The sequence below is a fragment of the Zobellia sp. B3R18 genome (assembly GCF_018860715.1).
Taxonomy (GTDB): Bacteria; Bacteroidota; Bacteroidia; order Flavobacteriales; family Flavobacteriaceae; genus Zobellia; species Zobellia russellii.
Map to the genome: position 1 here is coordinate 1,641,225 of NZ_JAHKQG010000011.1, position 18,005 is coordinate 1,659,229.

At 38.4% G+C, this 18,005-nt stretch carries 7 protein-coding genes; 1 reads left to right on the top strand and 6 read right to left on the bottom strand.

The window, feature by feature from the left end:
* Positions 1-32: 32 nt before the first annotated feature.
* Together KO513_RS13350 and KO513_RS13355 are read right to left on the bottom strand one after the other, a co-directional pair.
* A complete protein-coding gene (locus KO513_RS13350; protein ID WP_215913771.1) occupies positions 33-3,392 on the bottom strand; it encodes a VCBS repeat-containing protein in 3,360 nt (1,119 codons plus the stop codon).
* Position 3,393: 1 nt separating this feature from the next.
* Positions 3,394-6,717 carry a VCBS repeat-containing protein gene (locus KO513_RS13355; protein WP_215913772.1) on the bottom strand — a complete coding sequence of 1,108 codons (3,324 nt, stop codon included), beginning with the start codon at positions 6,715-6,717 and terminating at the stop codon, positions 3,394-3,396.
* Positions 6,718-6,888: 171 nt separating this feature from the next.
* Here KO513_RS13355 and KO513_RS13360 point away from each other — a divergent pair, with 171 nt between their 5' ends.
* Entirely contained in the window at positions 6,889-8,541 is a 1,653-nt protein-coding gene (locus KO513_RS13360) for a solute:sodium symporter family transporter (protein WP_215913773.1), read from the top strand.
* Positions 8,542-8,614: 73 nt separating this feature from the next.
* On the opposite strand, the gene dinB is transcribed toward KO513_RS13360, so the two are convergent.
* The 4 genes from dinB to KO513_RS13380 all read right to left on the bottom strand — a co-directional run bounded on the left by dinB (position 8,615) and on the right by KO513_RS13380 (position 17,810).
* A complete protein-coding gene (gene dinB / locus KO513_RS13365; RefSeq protein ID WP_215913774.1) occupies positions 8,615-9,832 on the bottom strand; it encodes a DNA polymerase IV in 1,218 nt (405 codons plus the stop codon).
* Positions 9,832-12,804, bottom strand: coding sequence for a DNA polymerase III subunit alpha (locus tag KO513_RS13370; RefSeq protein ID WP_215913775.1), 2,973 nt, complete (start codon positions 12,802-12,804; stop codon positions 9,832-9,834). Before KO513_RS13370 ends, dinB begins: the two co-directional genes overlap by 1 nt.
* A gap of 310 nt (positions 12,805-13,114) precedes the next feature.
* Positions 13,115-14,689, bottom strand: a complete 1,575-nt coding sequence (locus KO513_RS13375) for a RagB/SusD family nutrient uptake outer membrane protein (protein WP_215913776.1) — start codon at positions 14,687-14,689, stop codon at positions 13,115-13,117.
* 10 nt (positions 14,690-14,699) lie between these two features.
* A complete protein-coding gene (locus KO513_RS13380) occupies positions 14,700-17,810 on the bottom strand; it encodes a SusC/RagA family TonB-linked outer membrane protein (protein WP_215437700.1) in 3,111 nt (1,036 codons plus the stop codon).
* Positions 17,811-18,005 lie beyond the last annotated feature (195 nt).

An 18,005-nucleotide genomic window follows, 5' to 3' on the forward strand; every position in this document is an offset into this window, starting at 1 on the left:
TTTCTTTGAAATTGTAATTTTGGAAATGACATTTAGTCTAAAGCATAAATTTTAGGTGCACTATCGTTTATGGCAGCAATAAGAAAGGTTTTTCCGCTTTTGTCTTTAAATTGTTTCAGATGTTTTACCTCGTCCCTAATAAAAAAACCGCTGGTGTTATAATCTTGCCATTTAAAGTTCAGGTTTCCATCGCCTAAAAGCACATTACCGTAGCTGGCATCCAAACGGGAATATTGTGGCTTGAACTCAAAGTTGTTCCCGGCCATGATAAGGTCTAAATTTCCGTCCTTATCAATATCGGTACAAGTAATACCACAAACACAAGATAGTTGAACACGTGATGGTAATTTTTTAATAGTGAATTTGCCGCCCCCTTCGTTAATTGCAATTACGGATTCCATAGTGTTGGCTTCTTTAACGATGCTACGATCAAAAATCTCTTTTGGAAAAAGTTCCCCTATGGTTTTCTTAGCGTATTCGGAAGCTTTTAAACTTTGCTTTTTTAAGGATACGATTTGTCCGGTCAATTCTTTTTTCTGGTGGATGGGATAATCCTTTCCGTCAAAACCTCGGGTAGTAATCTGTTCTAATGTGCCATTGTTATCATAGTCGTTAATCCATAGTTTCATGGGGTGCTCTTTATCGGCTTCATAGGGCACGTTTGTACCTTGGTTACCCAATATTATGTCCATGTCGCCATCTTTGTCAAGATCTACGGCTTCTACCGTATTCCACCAACCGTATAAGCTGTCAAGCGATGTAGAAAGCCGACTAAGCCGTCTTCCAGAATTCTTATAAATATTAGGTCTGCCCCAATCGGATACAGTGAGCAAATCTTTCTTATTGTCACCATCTATATCGGCCCAAACCGCATCCGTAACCATACCGGCATCTTTAAGGTCGTATGCTAGCCTTTCGGTGGCATCAATGAATTTTCCTTCACCTTCGTTCTCCAAAAACAGATGGTCCGGATCTACACCATAAGTGCCCACCACACTTCTGGAGCCAACAAAAAGGTCAATATCACCATCATTATCAAAATCCTGTGGCGAAATAACCGAAATGTTCTTAAAGGCCGAAGGTAGGTCCTCCGTACTTTTGCTGAAATTCCCTCTTCCGTCATTCAGGTATAACCTAGGCTTATATGAATTTTCCTTGTTAATACGATTGCCACCTGTGCCTAAGACCAAATCTTCGTCACCATCTCCATCGGCATCAAAAAATGCAGCGGCTGTATCGTCAAAATCAATATCTAAGTTCAGCGGTTTTTTTGAGAGTTTCCCGTTTCCGGAATGGGTGTATACTATGCCGGATTGGCCTTCTGCGCCTCCTATAAAGATATCTTCGTTACCATCGCCATTTATATCGCCTATTGCTAATGCAGGGCCTTCTTGAGATATAAGTTTGGAAATAAGTCCTTCATAATCAAAATCTTGATACGAATCTTCTTTGTGTGATTCTAACTTTGTTTCGTTTATTTCGGTGAGTAGTGTTTTTTTGTTCGATGGTTTTTGTGGAACATATTTTTCTTTGGCATCCGATCGTTTTAATGTTAAAAGTTGATCTGCTGAAATATTTTGTAGCTTCTGCGTATAATCATCGGGCCAAATAACACGAAGAGAATCGACCGTATTGGTCTCGCCAAGACCAATATCCATTACATAATCTACCGAAGATTGAAAGCCACGTGAGGGAATCAATTCCTGAAAGACAATTTGGTCTTCGTAGTACATTTTAATACTGGCACCTACTGCAAACGGATTCTGGCCTTGACCTTCAAATTTTAGCTTAATATAATGGTTGTCCGTTTTTTCACTAGTGTTGTTTTTATATACGAACGATTGCATATTAACATTGTTCACGACTAAGTCAAGATCACCGTCGTTATCTAAATCTCCATATGCTGCACCGTTGGATAGGCTGGGGATTTCAAATCCCCAATCTACTGCTGCATTATCAAAAGTGATATCTCCTTTGTTACGATAAGCATAGTTGGGTTGCGGGGCAACTGGCATTTTGTTTATAATGGAATCTATAGATTCTTTCTTACCCGTCAGGGCCATTTTTTGTATGATTTCATTGGCAAAGAAATCTACAAAGTCAAGATCGGTAAGGTCATGGTTTACACCGTTGGTAATAAATATATCGCGCAGACCATCATTGTCCATGTCAAATAAGAGTCCGGCCCAGCTCCAATCTGTTTTTGCTACACCGCTATGATAGGCTACTTCCGAAAATGAACCGTTACCATTGTTAAGTTGTAATGTGTTTTGAATGTATTGCTGATAAAAATCTTTGCTCTGCTTTAGTTTAAAGATGTTGTAACCCTCAAACTCCATAACCGATTTAACACGTTGGTCGCCTTCCGGAAGCATATCTGTAATAAAAATGTCCGCATGACCATCATTGTTGATATCGGCCATGTCTATGCCCATTGCCGACAGCGATAGGTGAGAGGTCCATTCTTTTATTTCTTCTTTAAAAGTGCCATCCTTTTGATTGATGTAAAGGTAATCGCGCTCATAAAAATCGTTAGAAACATAGATGTCCGGCCAAAGGTCTCCGTTAATATCGCTTACCATAACGCCAAGGCCAAATCCAATTAAGCTACCATAAATGCCCGCATCTTCACTTACATCCGTAAATTTTCCGTTGTCGTTTCGTAAAAGCATGTCGCCAACACCCCTAAAAATATGAGGAACACCCTCCCAGTCTTGTGCCCGAACGCTGCGTTGTTCTGCGTATCCCAAACTGCTAACGGGTATGTTGCTATTGTTTAAGATGTAGGCATCTAGGTCTCCGTCTTTGTCATAATCAAAAAAAGAAGCGTGTGTGGAGAAACCGGTTTCCGCAAGATTGAATTCTTTTGCTTTTTCCGTAAAAGTGAGGTCTCCATTATTGATATAAAGATCATTATCATGGTTGTTGCCTTCCATGTTTCCAGCGTTACTTACGTAAATGTCTAGTAAGCCGTCTGCATTAATGTCTGCCATAACAACTCCTGTAGACCAGGGTTTGTTGCCTGTAACACCGGCTTTTTCAGAAATATCCTCAAACTTAAAATCACCTTTGTTCAGGTAAAGTTTGTTAGGCCCCATATTGGCAGAAAGATAAATGTCTGCCAATCCATCATTATTGATGTCTCCGATAGCTACGCCACCCCCGTTGTAGAAATTACGGTATTTAAAAATGTTGAAATTCTTTTGATTCTTTACTGAGTTGATAAAATCGATGCCGGTTTCTTCTGTAGGAAGCATGCTAAAAAGGGTCTCTTTTTTTTGTGTATCAGAAGTATCTTCTTTGGTTTCCGGGTTGCATGAAGCCATAAGAACCATCATAAGACTAAATGCCCAAAGTGGACCGTTGAAAACTTTTTTGGCTATTAGTTGCATACTATTTGCTGCTTTTTTTTGATAAGAAAATAGGAACGTCATTGTTCATGCCAATGATATAGAATTGGTTGTTTTTTACTTTGATTTTAGCAATACTTCTTGCAGACCCCTCAATATTAAATTTCTGGTTGCTTAACCATTCAAAACTTCCTTTTTGGTTATTACGTAAAATAACGCCGTGAGAAGCATCCATTCTACCTAATTGCGTGCTAATTTCAGTTGAGTTGCCTACAATTAAAAGGTCTTTAAACCCGTCATTATCAAAGTCGTCTACTGCAATATCATGAATTGTAGATGCTTGTGCAATAGTTGGGAGCTGTTTTATATTAAAATTTCCAACTCCATCGTTTTCGTAAAATAGACTTTGCAATTCATAGACTTTTTTTTGATGGGATTTTGTCAATTTCTCTTTAGAAAATAAGTCTGATATGGAGGCTTGAGCGAAGTCTTTGTAGGATAAAAATTCTTTATTTAAATAAGGTAATTGTTTAACTAACTCGTCTTTTGATGCAAACGGTGTTTCTTTAGATTGGTGAAAATGAGTGACTATTGGGTCTGTAAGCCCATTTTGGTCAAAGTCTGCACTATAAAGTGTAATAGGTTCTAATTTAGAAGCTTTGAATTTGCTGTTAAGGCCCCAGTTTCCAGCTATAAGGTCAATATCACCATCATTGTCAAAATCGTCGGCCACAATGGTGTTCCACCAACCATTAGTATTTTTTAAAGTAGGATTGTCTTGAAGCTGCAATGATTTTCCATTGTTGTAAAATATCGTAATCGGCATCCAATGCCCTACTACTATAAGGTCTTGAAAGCCGTTTCCGTTTAAATCTTTCCACACAAAATCTTTAACATTGCCTATTTTTTGAAACTCCTGTCCAAAAGTTTCCGATACGTCTGTGAAGCTTCCGGAGCCGTCATTTTTAAAGATATATTGCAAAGGGGGGATACCAAATTCATGTGGAATCTGGTCAGCAGTAATCACAACATCTTTATCACCGTCATTGTCAAAATCTACAGCGCTTATTTTTGATGCGTTAAGATAGAGTCTGGCAAACTGCTCGTCTTCTTTTTTGAGCAGCCCATTTTGATTTCGGTAAAATCGAGGTTGTAATGTTTTGCCCGTTTTAAATTCATTACCGGCACTAACAATAATTAAATCTTGGTCGCCATCACCATCGGCATCAAAAAAGACTTGAGACACATCTTCGTTAATCGCATCCTCTTCAAAAAGTTTGGTTTGCTGTGGTTTAAAACTTCCATCTGGTTGCTGAACGAACAAAGCGGAAGCCTGACCTTTTGCACCACAGATGAAAATATCATCTAATCCGTCCGCATTAGTATCTGCAACGGAAACACTTGGTCCTTCATTGGTATTGGCAAAAGGGACCAATGGACTTCGGTTGAATTCAAGAGTGGGACTGTCTTTATGATAGAAACCGAGAAAATCAGGAGTGTTGTTTAGTATTGATGGGGTGAGTTTCTCCGAATTTTTATAGAAATTACCGTTTGCCTTAGAGATATTGAAGGTTAGTTTTTGATTGGCACGAACCTTTTTCAGTGTTTGAAGTTTTCCGCCTGGCCATATAATCTTTACTGAATCTAAAACGGAATCTTTACCTACGCCCAAATGCAATTCAGGAGGAACAGCGGATAAATAACCGCGGCTCACAAAATTTTCTGCACTTATGGGAGAGTTGTGGCCGTAGGCGATAACCTTTGCACCAATTCCAAAAAGATTGTTTTCAGGCCCCTCAAAGTCTATTTTTAGAAAGTGATTTTCATTGCTTGAAACACTTCTGTTTTCAAGGACAAAAGCTTCTTGGTCAACATTATTTACCACAATATCCAAATCCCCATCATTATCTAGGTCTGCATAAATACTACCGTTGCTATAACTAGCCTGTTGGTCAGACCATACACCGGACATATTTTTGAAGGTTAAATCTCCCTGGTTCTTGAAAAAATAGTTGGTAACTTTTTTCTTTGGCATTTCATCAATAAAGGTCATGTCTTCTTTGGTCATGCCTTTTTCAATACGTTGTTGAATATTGTCATTGGCAATGAAGTTGATAAAATCCATATCATTGGTAGCTCCTTTGATGCCGTTTGAAACAAAAAGGTCTTTAAGTCCGTCATTATCATAGTCTGCCAGAAGAGCTCCCCAAGACCATTCAGTGGCTGAAACCCCTGCTAGATGTGCTATTTCACTAAAGTTAGTGTTGCCCAAGTTTAAATGCATGGTGTTCTGCATATACTGGGGTGCGTACCCGTTACGCAGATAATTTTGATAGGTAGGATATGGGTATTCTAAGCCAGATGTTTTATAAGTTTCCAGATTTTCGGGTAGCATATCTAAGGAAACAATATCTGTAAGTCCATCATTGTTGATGTCCGCCAAATCATTGCCCATGGAGAAATGAGTGGTATGCCCTAGTTTTCTATCGTTTTTAGAGATAATTTCTTCAAACGTGCCGTTTTTTTGGTTGATGTAGAGATAATCGTTTTCAAAAAAATCATTACCTATATAAATATCAGGGTAACCGTCATTGTTAATGTCGCTTACGCCAATACCTAATCCATAGCCAATTTCACCTTGAAAAATCTTAGCTTCAGAAGATACATCAACAAATTTTCCATGTTCATTTCTGTAAAGGCGATCACCGGAATAGGCACTAACCTGATTTCTTTTTGCCCCTTTTCCATAAGTGCGGTTAGGATAAGCGGAATGGTTGAGGAGGAACAAATCCAAATCGCCATCTAAATCATAATCAAAAAAAGCAGCTTGGGTTGAAAACCCTGAAAAATCAAGTCCGTACTTTGCAGCTTCTTCTGTAAATATAGGAGTGCCATCATTGTCATTACCCTGGTTTACATAGAGTAAATTGGCTCCTTTAAGGTGTTTGTAATTGCCAACTTTACAAATATATATATCTAAAAGTCCGTCGTTGTTTATGTCTACGTGAGTAACGCCTGTTGTCCAGCCGTTTGAATTAACAATACCTGCTTTTTGACTTATTTCGGTAAATTTTAAATTGCCTTTATTTAAGTATAAATGGTCTGCACTTTCGTTGGCTGTAAAGTAGATATCTGTAAGCCCGTCATTGTTGAAATCTGCGGCTGCTACTCCCGCTCCGTTATAGTAGTAGAGATAATTAAGAATGTTGAGGTCAGGGGTGTTTTTAAGGAAGTTTTTGAAGGAAACTCCAGTGCTTGTGGCTTCTAATTTTTGAAATAAAGTTGTGGGTTCTTGCTTTTTTTCTGAGCAGGAAATCATTAATAAGGACAGCGCCCCAACCCAAATTAAACATAGTACTTTTTTCATAGTCAAAATCGTCTGCAAGATAATCATTGCCCAGAGGTATAGAAAATTACAGGCCTGTGAAATTTCATCCTTTTTTTTTGTCAAATGTGATTTCGTATTTATTGTCCGTTAATCTTTGAGTTTTTCGTAAATAATCCAATATATTTAACCGAAATATCAAACCAATTTATAATGATCGGAATTTTGTCCTTTATAGGCTTTACCGCTTTGGTGGCCATAATATCTTATTTTGCAACACGTACAACCGATGAAAATTCTTCGGACGGTTACTTTTTAGGAGGAAGGAGTTTAACGGCTGGTGTTATTGCGGGGTCATTGTTGTTGACCAATCTTTCTACGGAACAAATTGTTGGTCTTAACGGACAGGCTTATACCGAAGGAATTGTGGTTATGGCCTGGGAGACTTTAGCGGCTATTGCTATGGTGGTTACTGCCATTTTCTTATTGCCAAGGTATTTAAAAGGAGGTATAACTACGGTTCCCCAATTCCTTAAAGATAGGTATGATGTAACAACAAAAACACTAACGTCTATCTTATTTCTTACAGGGTATGTTGTGGTGTTGTTGCCAACTATTCTATATTCTGGAGCGCTTGCGATCAGTACTATGTTTGATTTACCTACGATGTTGGGTGTTTCCGATGGTACGGCACTAAACCTAAGTATATGGGGTATTGGTATTATTGGTTCTATTTATGCTGTTTTTGGGGGTCTAAAGGCAGTTGCTGTTTCCGATACGATTAACGCGGTTGGACTTTTGATTGGCGGACTTTTAATCCCTGTTTTTGGACTGATGGCTATTGGTGATGGAAGTGTATTTGAAGGTTTGGATGTCCTTTATCAAGCAAATCCTGAGAAGTTTGATTCAACAGGAGAAGTAACCAACAGTGTGCCATTTTCAACTTTGTTTACGGGTATGATGCTTATTAACTTGTTCTACTGGGGTACAAACCAACAAATTATACAAAGAGCTTTGGGAGCGAAAAACCTGGCCGAAGGTCAAAAGGGATTGCTGTTAGCTTCTTTTATTAAAATTTTAGGACCATTAATCGTAGTACTTCCCGGTATTATTGCTTTCCATTATTTTCAAGGTGGATTGGAAATGCCTGATCAAGCGTACCCAGCATTGGTAAATGCCGTATTGCCTAAATATTTGGTCGGCTTTTTTGTAGCTGTACTTTTTGGAGCAATTTTGAGCTCGTTTAATAGTGTATTGAATAGTTCTGTTACTCTTTTTGGACTTGATGTTTATAAGCAACATATTAATCCGGAAGCTACAGAGCAAACGGTAGTGAAATACGGTAAGATTTTTGGTGTTATTTTGGCAATAGGCGCTATGCTTATTGCGCCGTTGATATCTAATGCAGGTAGTCTTTTTGCCTACTTACAGGAGTTGAACGGTATCTATACGATTCCAATATTTACGATAATCGTAGTAGGGTATCTTACAAAAAGGGTTCCTGCCATAGCGGCAAAAATCGGTATTATTGCCGGTGTTGTATTATACTGTTTCAGTCAATTTTATTTACAGCCCATGTTTGTTGATGGGGCATTGGGAGAGGCCGCTGCGGCCGGTATAACAGATGTTGATGCATTGGCATTGGTGAAAGCGGAAGCTTATCCACACTTTATTCACGTTATGGCTATTTTGTTCGTGTTGAATGCGGCTATTATGTTGGTTATAGGTAAAATATATCCTAACGAAAAACCATTTGAATTGGAGTATACCAAACAAGTCTCTATTGAGCCTTACAAATATGTGAAGCAGGTGGGTATTGCAATCTGCTTTATCGTAGTGGCACTGTATGTCTATTTTGCAAAATAAAGAACGGCTTATATAATTTAAGGCCTTGTAAGGATTACTTCTGTGCAAGGTTTTTTCTTTTCAGGATACACTATTACCTTCTTCTGTTGGGCAAAAGGGGAGGCGGTTCTCCTGAAAACGGGTTCCATCGGCTAATACTTTTAGCTTCCATACCAGCGGCACTAATAACGGAACGGTCTCCGTACCGTTCACGCATTTTGTCTATGGCCAAGCTTAGACGTATTTGCTTTTCATTGTCTTCGAACAGATTAATTTGATGTCCCCCTTCTACCAAATGACTAAACCTAACCCCGATCAAGCGTACCAGCAGACGTCTATTATACAGTTTCTCAAAGAGGTTTAAAACTACGGGCAAGATGCTGCTGTCCAAAGAACTATATGGTATTCGCTGTTGTTGGGTATAGGTCTGAAAATCCGAATACCTAATTTTAAAAGTAACGCAAGCGGTTAATTTATGGCCTCTTCGTAATTGGTAAGCTAGATTTTCGGTCATTGCAATAATAATACTCTTAAGCTTTTTAATGTCCGTTGTATCCTTGTCAAAGGTTCGTTCCGTAGAAATGGATTTTCGCTCGTGGTATTGAATCACGGGACTGTTGTCTATACCGTTGGCTTTTTTCCAAATAGACAACCCGTTTTTCCCCAATACCTTATGCATTAATTGCATTGGCATTTCTTGAACGGTTACTATTTTTTTAATTCCCAAATCACATAACGATTTATAGGTAACTTCACCAACCATGGGTATTTTTCTAACGGATAATGGGGCCAAAAAAGGCTTTTCGGTGCCTTTAAAAATTCTAATCTGGTTGTTGGGTTTGGCTTCTCCCGTTGCAATTTTGGAAACGGTCTTGTTTATAGATAATCCAAAGGAGATGGGTAGCCCTGTCTCGTTCATGATTTTTTCCCTAAGTTCAATAGCTATTTGGTGGCACCCAAAGAATCTGTCCATTCCCGTTAAATCTATATAGAATTCGTCTACCGAGCTTTTTTCATAAAGGGGAACGCTGTCCTTGATCACATCTGTAACCAAATTGGAAAATTTACTATAGGTGGCTGCATTGCCCCTTAAAACTATAGCTTCCGGACATAATTGCTTGGCCATACGCATAGGCATGGCCGAATGTATGCCAAACTTCCGCGCTTCATAACTGCATGAAGCTACTACGCCTCGGTCAGAGACACCACCTATTAAAATAGGTTTTTTATTCAGGCGACTGTCCAACAAGCGTTCGCACGATACAAAGAATGTATCAAGATCCATATGTACTATAGCTCTTTCCTCTGGCATTATACGGCACTGGTTTTAGGGTTTTCGGAATATCTGGGGTCTTCAATGATTGCTTGGTGGTACATGCTGATAACCTCAATAGTAATACATTCAAATTCTTCGGTTATTTTACCGGTTATAGAATAAATACCTTTTCCCCTAAAAGGGAATTTTGCGGCTATGGGAGGAAAGTGAACGGTATCTATAAAATCACCGTTCCTATCTAGAAAAGTTCCAAAATGCATTGATTTTCCGTTTGAAGTTGAAGTGTTTTTTGTAGTTACTAAATAACCTTCAATTGTAACTACCCGATTTTTATAATGAAGTAATTGGTTTGCTTTTAAGGTGTTTTCTTTAGGATTTGCCAGCAAATCGAAAGGGTTGCATAAAGGAAATCCCAACAGCTCATATTCATCAAATGCATTTTCTAATTCTGAACTTTTTAGCTCAGGGGTTTTGTAGGATATTTTTTTAGGTTGAAAAAGGGTAGGAACATGCTCTTCCTTTGGGGTTTTGCTCGTTTGTAAATAGGCGGCCCAGAGAAGTTCTCTTTTGTTTTTTCCGGTAAAACGGAATGCATTAATTTTAATAAGTATGGCAATTTGCTCTACTGAAACAGGAACTCTATCAACAAAATTGTCCAAGCTTTTGAAAGGGCCATAGCGGGCTCTGTTTGTGCATATTTTTTCTATAGTTTGGGTTTCCAAACTTCTTAGAAAGCTAAAACCAAGATAGATGGTATTGCCCATAATAGTGGTCAGATACTCACTTTGGTTGATGCATGGAGCTTGGACGATACCTCCGTGCATTTTTGCTTCATGAACGTAAAGCTCCCGGCTATAGAACCCGCCGCCATTGTTAAGCGTTGCCACCATATATTCTAGAGGGTAGTACGCCTTTAAGAACAGGCTCTGGTAACTTTCTACGGCATATGAAGCAGAATGTCCTTTGGCAAAAGCATACCCGGCAAAGCTTTCAATTTGGCGCCATATATCACTTGTAACGGCATCAGGCTTTTCATCGGCCTTACAGTTGTCAAAAAATTGTTGTTTTACTTTTAAGAATTCATCTCGCGACCGGAATTTACCGGACATGCCACGGCGTAGTGTATCTGCTTCATGAAGTTTCAGTCTCCCAAAATAGTGTGCTACTTTAATAACATCTTCTTGGTAGACCATGACCCCAAAAGTTTCGGGCATGATATTCAATAGCACAGGATGAGCATCTTTTCTTCGTTCAGGATTTCGGTAACGTAAAATGTATTCACGCATCATTCCTGATTTTGCCACACCGGGCCTAATAACGGAACTAGCAGCCACCAAGCCCAAATAATCATCTACCTGCAGCTTTTTTAAAAGCATCCGCATGGCGGGAGATTCTACATAAAAGCATCCTATGGCCTTGGCGTTTTTTAAAAGGTATTTAATGCGCTTGTCCTCTTTAAACCGTTTAATATTATGAATATCTATGGGCTTTTGAAGGGGATGGTTCTTTCTTACAATTTCAACGGCATCTTTTATTTTTCCCAGGCCACGCTGACTCAAAATATCAAACTTGTATAATCTAATATCTTCTGCCGCTACCATGTCTATTTGTGCGGTGGCAAAACCTTTGGGAGGCATAAATGTGGCGCAATAGCTATGAATGGGTTCTTCGGAAATTAAAACGCCTCCGGCATGAATACCTAAGTAATTAGGGAAGCCTTGTATATATTGACTGTATTTTAAAACCAGTTGAGATAAATTATCCAGTTGGTTAAAATTGAATTTTCCTTTGGTAAGTATATCTATTTCGGACTTTGGTAACCCAAAAACTTTTCCCAGTTCACGTACGGACGCCTTGAATTTAAAGGTGTTATAAACGGTTATAAGAGAAGTGTTCTTAAATTGTTTGAACATAAATTGAGTAATATCATCCCTATCGGACCAAGAGAAATCAATGTCAAAATCAGGTGGATTTCTACGATGTATATTTATAAAGCGTTCAAAATAAAGGTCAAGCTCTATTGGGTCTACATCGGTTATGCGTAAAAGGTATGCTATAATACTATTGGCCCCACTACCACGGCCCACATAGAAATACCCTTTGCTTCGTGCGTATTTTAAGATTTTCCAATTGATCAGAAAATAGGAAACAAATCCTTTTTCCTTAATGATGGCCAATTCTTTGTCTATACGGGTATAAATCTGCGGAGCTGCATTTTTATAACGATATGGAATACCTTGTTGGGCTAATTTTTGAAGGAATCGAAAATCCAACTCCTCATTGTTAGAGTATGCACGCTGGTTCTTTGGTTTGGTTTCGGAGAAATTAAATTTAATGTTACAATTATTTAGTAATTGTAATGTGTTTTCTAGTATCTCCGGAAAATCAATGTGAATAAGTTTGATTTTATCTTCGGATAAAAATTGATCTGTTTCTTGGCCTTGTTCATGTACAGGCAACTTGCTCAATAAAGTATTATTGTCAATGGCCCTTAATAGACGATGGGTATTAAATCCCCTTTTACTTTGAAAAGACACGGTATGGAGTAGTACCAAACGGTCTTTGTTAATGCTCTGTTTTGAAAACTTTAAGCCATTTAATTGTTTTAAGGAAATACCTAAATACTCATTTTGCTTTAGCTTATAATTTCTTGCCTTTTCAAAAGGATAGATTATATAGCTGTTTTCAATTTCAATAGGTCTTTCAGGTATGGCTAGACCAGGTTGGTGTAAAAAAGAGGACAGATAAGAGTTGATGTTTTTATAACCTTTATTGTTTTTTGCAAGGAGGATAAATTGCTGACTGGCACCATTTCTAAAATCAACTCCTAGGATAGGTCTTATACCATATTTAGGGGCTAAACGGACAAAATCAAGACAGGCAGAGGTATTATTAACATCCGTTAACGCTAAAGTCTTACAGCCGTTTTGGGCGGCTAAACTTAGAAGTTTGTCAGTTTTGATGGTACCGTACCTAAGGCTATAATATGTATGGCAGTTTAGATACATATATTATGAGTCTTTATAGTTTTTTTATACCCAATTGAAGCCGATCCAATGGTTTGTGAGAATGTATAAGGGTTAAGTTGTGGACGAAAAATTTGCATAGCTATCCTTATAAAAGTGGAATAGCTAATTTATGGAATATTTCCTTTTATTTGGATTATGTCCATAATTTGATTATGTTAAAATTTAAAGCAAAATATGGTTGTAGGGTATAAGTTATTTGAAAGTGATTCAGTTTGTGAGTGAAAAAAGAGAACAAAAAAAGGCCTTGACTTCTTTGTCAAGGCCTTTTTAAACACTTAAATTATAATTTTTAGTACCCTGGATTTTGTACTAGATTTGGATTAGATAGAATTGCAGTCTCCGGTATAGGATAGAGATTTGTATTTTCATCTCCACTAACTTCCTTAAGGCTCCAAGGAGAAGTGAATTGTCCAAATCTAACTAAATCATTTCTTCTCCAGTACTCTATAAATAATTCTCTTCCTCTTTCAGCAAGTAGTTCTTCTTCACTTACAGATGTTAAGTCAGGAGTATCAGTTCTTTTTTGTCTTAGTTCGTTCACTATTGCCGTAACATCATCTCCCATACGCATCATAGCTTCCGCTCTCATCAAATGAGCATCTGCATAACGGAACATAATTTGATGTCTTCTGAATGAGTTATTTTGGTTTTCTTCATCAGTAGGGTCAAATGGGTGATATTTAATTACTCGTACACCTTCTACTTCAGTATTACCTACTAGGGCAGGAATTTCTTTGGTGAAACTCAAAGGTGCACCTTGGCGATTGGTAAGTGGGGTGCCATCTTCATTATACTGTTGACCAATTAAAAAGCCGTAACCAATACCTAAGTTCTGATTGTTTGCTGTTGTGGCATCAGGAACAAAACCTCTTCGTTCTTCCTGACCATCGCCTACGTAGTTGGTATTTTCAGCTCCTTCAAAACTATTATAGAAATCAGAAAGAGTAGTAAATCCGTTCCATCCACCACCTTCGTTGTCAGGTGAATTTTGGTTGTAATGAAGCGTATTCCATATTCTTCCTCCAATCTCACTATTTAAATGCCAAATAGTTTCGGTATCGTCCGTAGGTTCAAAAATTTGAAAATAACCTTCTTGTATGGCAAAACCTTTTGCTTCAATTGCGTCTACAGCATCTATGACTTTTTGCATATCGGCAGCATCAAAAGTGCCTGTACCTTTATAAACAGCAGCGTTTAAATAAAGTTTGGCCAATAAAAAGTTAGCCGCTTCTTGTGTTGCTTTCCCTGTATTGTCAACACCTGGTGTTACTGACGGTAAGTTAGGCAAGGCATCAAGTATATCTGTCACAATAAAATCAAAAGCTTCTGTTCGGCTCATAACCATTGGATTAACATCTGGTCCTTCGTCTACACCTCTAAAAGGAACAGAGCCAAAAAGATCTACAACAAAAAACATGTTGAACGCACGAAGAAACTTTGCTTCTGCAACAACTGATGCTGATGGATTGCTTTCAATGATTTCTGTAGCTCTAAAAATGTTTTGATTCAAATTGTTCCATGAGTTTTTCACAAATAGGTGGGAAGTAGTCCAAGTATGTGTGTGCAATTGTCTCCAAATACCGTTGTCACCCCAGTCGGTTCCTCTAGTGGGAACCAAGAGTTCATCTGTAGCCACTTCAGAAAGTGCATACATATTTTCTTGGCCCTGGAAATCTCCTCCAACTTTATTGTAAAGATCGCTAAGTGAAGACTCTGGATCACTTAAGCCTGTAAATCCTGTTGACCCAGAATCTTCGCTTATTAAAGAATCTGTCTCTTCTATTTCAAGATCGGTACAAGAGACCGCTAGAGCCATCGTCAATACCGAAAATAACATCGTGGTTATTTGTATATTTATTTTCATATCAATTTTTTTAAAAAGTTACATTGATTCCAACGGTCAAAGTTCTAGGTCGTGGAAAAGAACTATAGTCAATACCGGCTATTGGCAAGCCGTTTAGAAGGTCATCACCTGCAGGGCTTACGCTAACTTCTGGGTCAAGACCACTGTAGTCAGTAATTACAAATAGGTTTTGTGCGTTTAGGCTTAGTCTCATAGAGTCAAAACAACCTTCTCCTGAAAGAGGCACATTGTAACCTATAGAGGCATTTTGAAGTCTTACAAAATCACCTTTTTCTAAGAATCTTGTTGAAACCGAAGCTTCTGCAAAACGTCCTTCTTCTCCAGCAAGCGCAACAACATCTTGAGTTACATTGTTTCCACTGCCTATAGCACCACCGGTAAAGAAGGCATTAGCCGTGTTGTTGTAAATGTAGTTGCCAAACTGACCGTTGAAGTATAGAGAAGCATCCCAGTTTTTGTAATTTAAACTGGTTGAAAAACCTCCAGTAATATCAGGTAAAGCGCTTTTGCCGACAAATTTTTGGTTGTCGTTTCCACCTTCGTGAACAGGGTTTCCGTTTTCGTCAAAACCAACGAATTCCCGTAAGTAGAAAGAAAATAAAGGTTGTCCTGAAGCTAAGCGTTGAGAAAATGCATTTGAAAGACCTGCACCACGTATCGTTCCTGCGGCAATTTCACCATCAAAATCTTGTATTTCATTCTTGTTGTAAGCAACATTGAACCCAGCGGACCAGTTAAAATCCTCGGTTTGTACAAAATCATAGTTCAATGCAAATTCTACCCCTTGGTTAAGAACTAAAGCATCTAAGTTTTGAAAGAATGTTGGTTGTGGGGATGGTTGTGCCGCTTCAATATTTAAAAGAAGGTCTTTGGTCTCTTTTCGGTAAAAGTCAATACTTCCGTTTAATCTATCATTGGCAAAACCAAAGTCAAGACCTACACCATATTGAGTGGTTTCTTCCCATTTCAAATCCGGATTTGCAAATTCAACTGTTGTAATACCTGGTATGTTGATTTCTCCAGCATCATTAATGCTTCCGTCAGAGTATCTTTCTCTTCTTACAAAACGTCCATAACCAAGACCGTCCTGGTTTCCTGTAATACCATAGTTTAACCTAAGTTTTAATGTAGACACTGCATCTCCAATAAAATCTTCCTCATTAATTTTCCAAGCAAAAGCTCCTGAAGGGAAAATACCATATTGGTTGTTGTCTCCAAATTTAGAAGAGCCATCTGCTCTTACTGTAGCTGTAAATAAATATTTGTTAGCTATGGTGTAATTAACTCTTGCAAAATAAGATTGCAGTTCATCTGTGTTATCAAATGTATCAGCAAAAATTGAACTAACAGGAATAGATGCGTCACCTAAAAAGTCAGTCTCCGTTGTTGGAAACAATCTGTTTACAAAAATACCATCTGCAATATTACTTGCATACCCGTATTGTTGGTAAGAACCGGAAATTCTAGATTCTAAAATGTCAGAAGCATTTGATAAGTCTCTGGCCATTGAATTAAGGTCGGACGTAGCATATCCCCAGCCTTCTATATTTCTTCCTCTAACATTAAAATCTTGATAAGAAAAACCACCCAGTACATCTAGGGTTGAATTAGAAAATTCTTTCTTGTAGTTCAATGTAAGTTCAAAGAGTCTATTCTCATTGGTGAGGTCGTTTAAAGCACCACGGCCATTACCAGCTGCGCCTCTAGAAACGTTAAACGAATTAGAACTTAATGAAGCTTCGCGTGTTGCATCTGCCTTGTCATAGCCTAGGGTAGCTTTCGCTGTCAACTCAGGGGTTATGTCATATGCTGCAGAGAAATTTGCTAAATAACGGTTAGTGTTATTTAAACTTTGCCAGTTGTTCAATAAGTTTAGAGGATTAATCCTGTCTCCAGGATTAAAGGTTGCACTAGCGGGCCAAGTTGGGTTAGCTGAGTAAGCCGACCCTAAAAGGTCTCCTGTAGAACCTGCACTACCGCTTAATGGCGGTGCCTCATCATTTACACGTGAGATTGTACCTTGAAAATCAAGCTTTAATTTGTCTTCTAAAAATCTTTGAGAAATATTTAAACGACCAGTGATACGTTCTTGAGAAGATTTTTTTATAACACCAAATTGTTTCCCGTAATTAAAGGTAGCTCTTACGTTACCTGAGCCGTAATTACGTGAATAAGCCAAGTTGTTATTGGTAGAGGCAGAATTACGTGTTACCAAACCTTGCCAATCAGTATCGTTGCCAAAATCTGTGGCAGATCCTCCAAAAGCATCTACGGCAGATAGAAATTGACGTCTGTTAAGTAAATCATATTCTTCTGCAGGTTCTGAAAAACTTAAGTCCGAAGAGAACTCCCATGTTCCTCCTTCAGCACCACCTCTACCACTCTTTGTGGTTATGATTACAACACCATTGGCACCTCTTGAACCATAAATTGCGGTAGCGGAAGCATCTTTCAAAACACTCATGCTTTCAATATCATTAGGGTTTAAGAAGCTTAGAGGATTTCTAGCGGAACTAGAGCCTACACCAATATTAGTTCCTTCTGAAGAAGTATCTCCAGAAGGTAATGGTACACCATCTACAACAAACAAAGGATTGTTGTTTGATCGTACGGACGATGTTCCTCTAATACGGATAGAGACTCCGGATCCGGGTTCTCCACTTCCTTGGGAAATTTGAACACCGGCCGTCTTACCTTGTATTAACTGTTCAGGTGAGGAAATCACACCTTTGTTAAAGTCTTCGGAAGTAACGGAGGCTACAGAGCCCGTAGCATCCTTTACGGTAGTAGAGCCATAACCAATTATTACTACTTCGTCCAAAGCTTGGGCATCTTCTTGCAATGTTACGTTAATAGTAGATTGGCCATTTACCGGTATTTCCTGAGAGGCAAAGCCAATGTAGCTGAATACCAATGTGGCGTCTTCGGGAACGTTGCTCAATGCATAATTTCCGTCAAAGTCCGTTTGTGCGCCAGTAGTTGTACCTTTAATGACAATACTTGCTCCCGGCAAAGGACCGCTTGCATCGGAAACAGTTCCTGATACATCTTGTGCCTGTGCTATGCCAAAGCTTAAAAAAGCCGCAACCATAATCAGGTTTTTTAGTAGCATGATCTTCATAAATGAGATGTTTTAAGTTGAGTTTAATTATAAAATAATGTTAAATGTATATAAAATTGGCCTTAAAACACACGAACGGGCGCTTGCGAAAACTACGAAAACGGTTTCGTGTTAATAACTTTTATATAATTCGATTATAATAATTATAATATCGAATAAATATCAAATAAATAATAAGTGAAGGTTGAAATCGGG

Excerpts from the sequence above, each read along its gene's own strand:
- KO513_RS13350 (WP_215913771.1), bottom strand. The coding sequence starts at position 3,392 with ATGCAACTAATAGCCAAAAAAGTTTTCAACGGTCCACTTTGGGCATTT.
- KO513_RS13355 (WP_215913772.1), bottom strand. The coding sequence starts at position 6,717 with ATGAAAAAAGTACTATGTTTAATTTGGGTTGGGGCGCTGTCCTTATTA.
- KO513_RS13360 (WP_215913773.1), top strand. The coding sequence starts at position 6,889 with ATGATCGGAATTTTGTCCTTTATAGGCTTTACCGCTTTGGTGGCCATA.
- dinB (WP_215913774.1), bottom strand. The coding sequence starts at position 9,832 with ATGCCAGAGGAAAGAGCTATAGTACATATGGATCTTGATACATTCTTT.
- KO513_RS13370 (WP_215913775.1), bottom strand. The coding sequence starts at position 12,804 with ATGTATCTAAACTGCCATACATATTATAGCCTTAGGTACGGTACCATC.
- KO513_RS13375 (WP_215913776.1), bottom strand. The coding sequence starts at position 14,689 with ATGAAAATAAATATACAAATAACCACGATGTTATTTTCGGTATTGACG.
- KO513_RS13380 (WP_215437700.1), bottom strand. The coding sequence starts at position 17,810 with ATGAAGATCATGCTACTAAAAAACCTGATTATGGTTGCGGCTTTTTTA.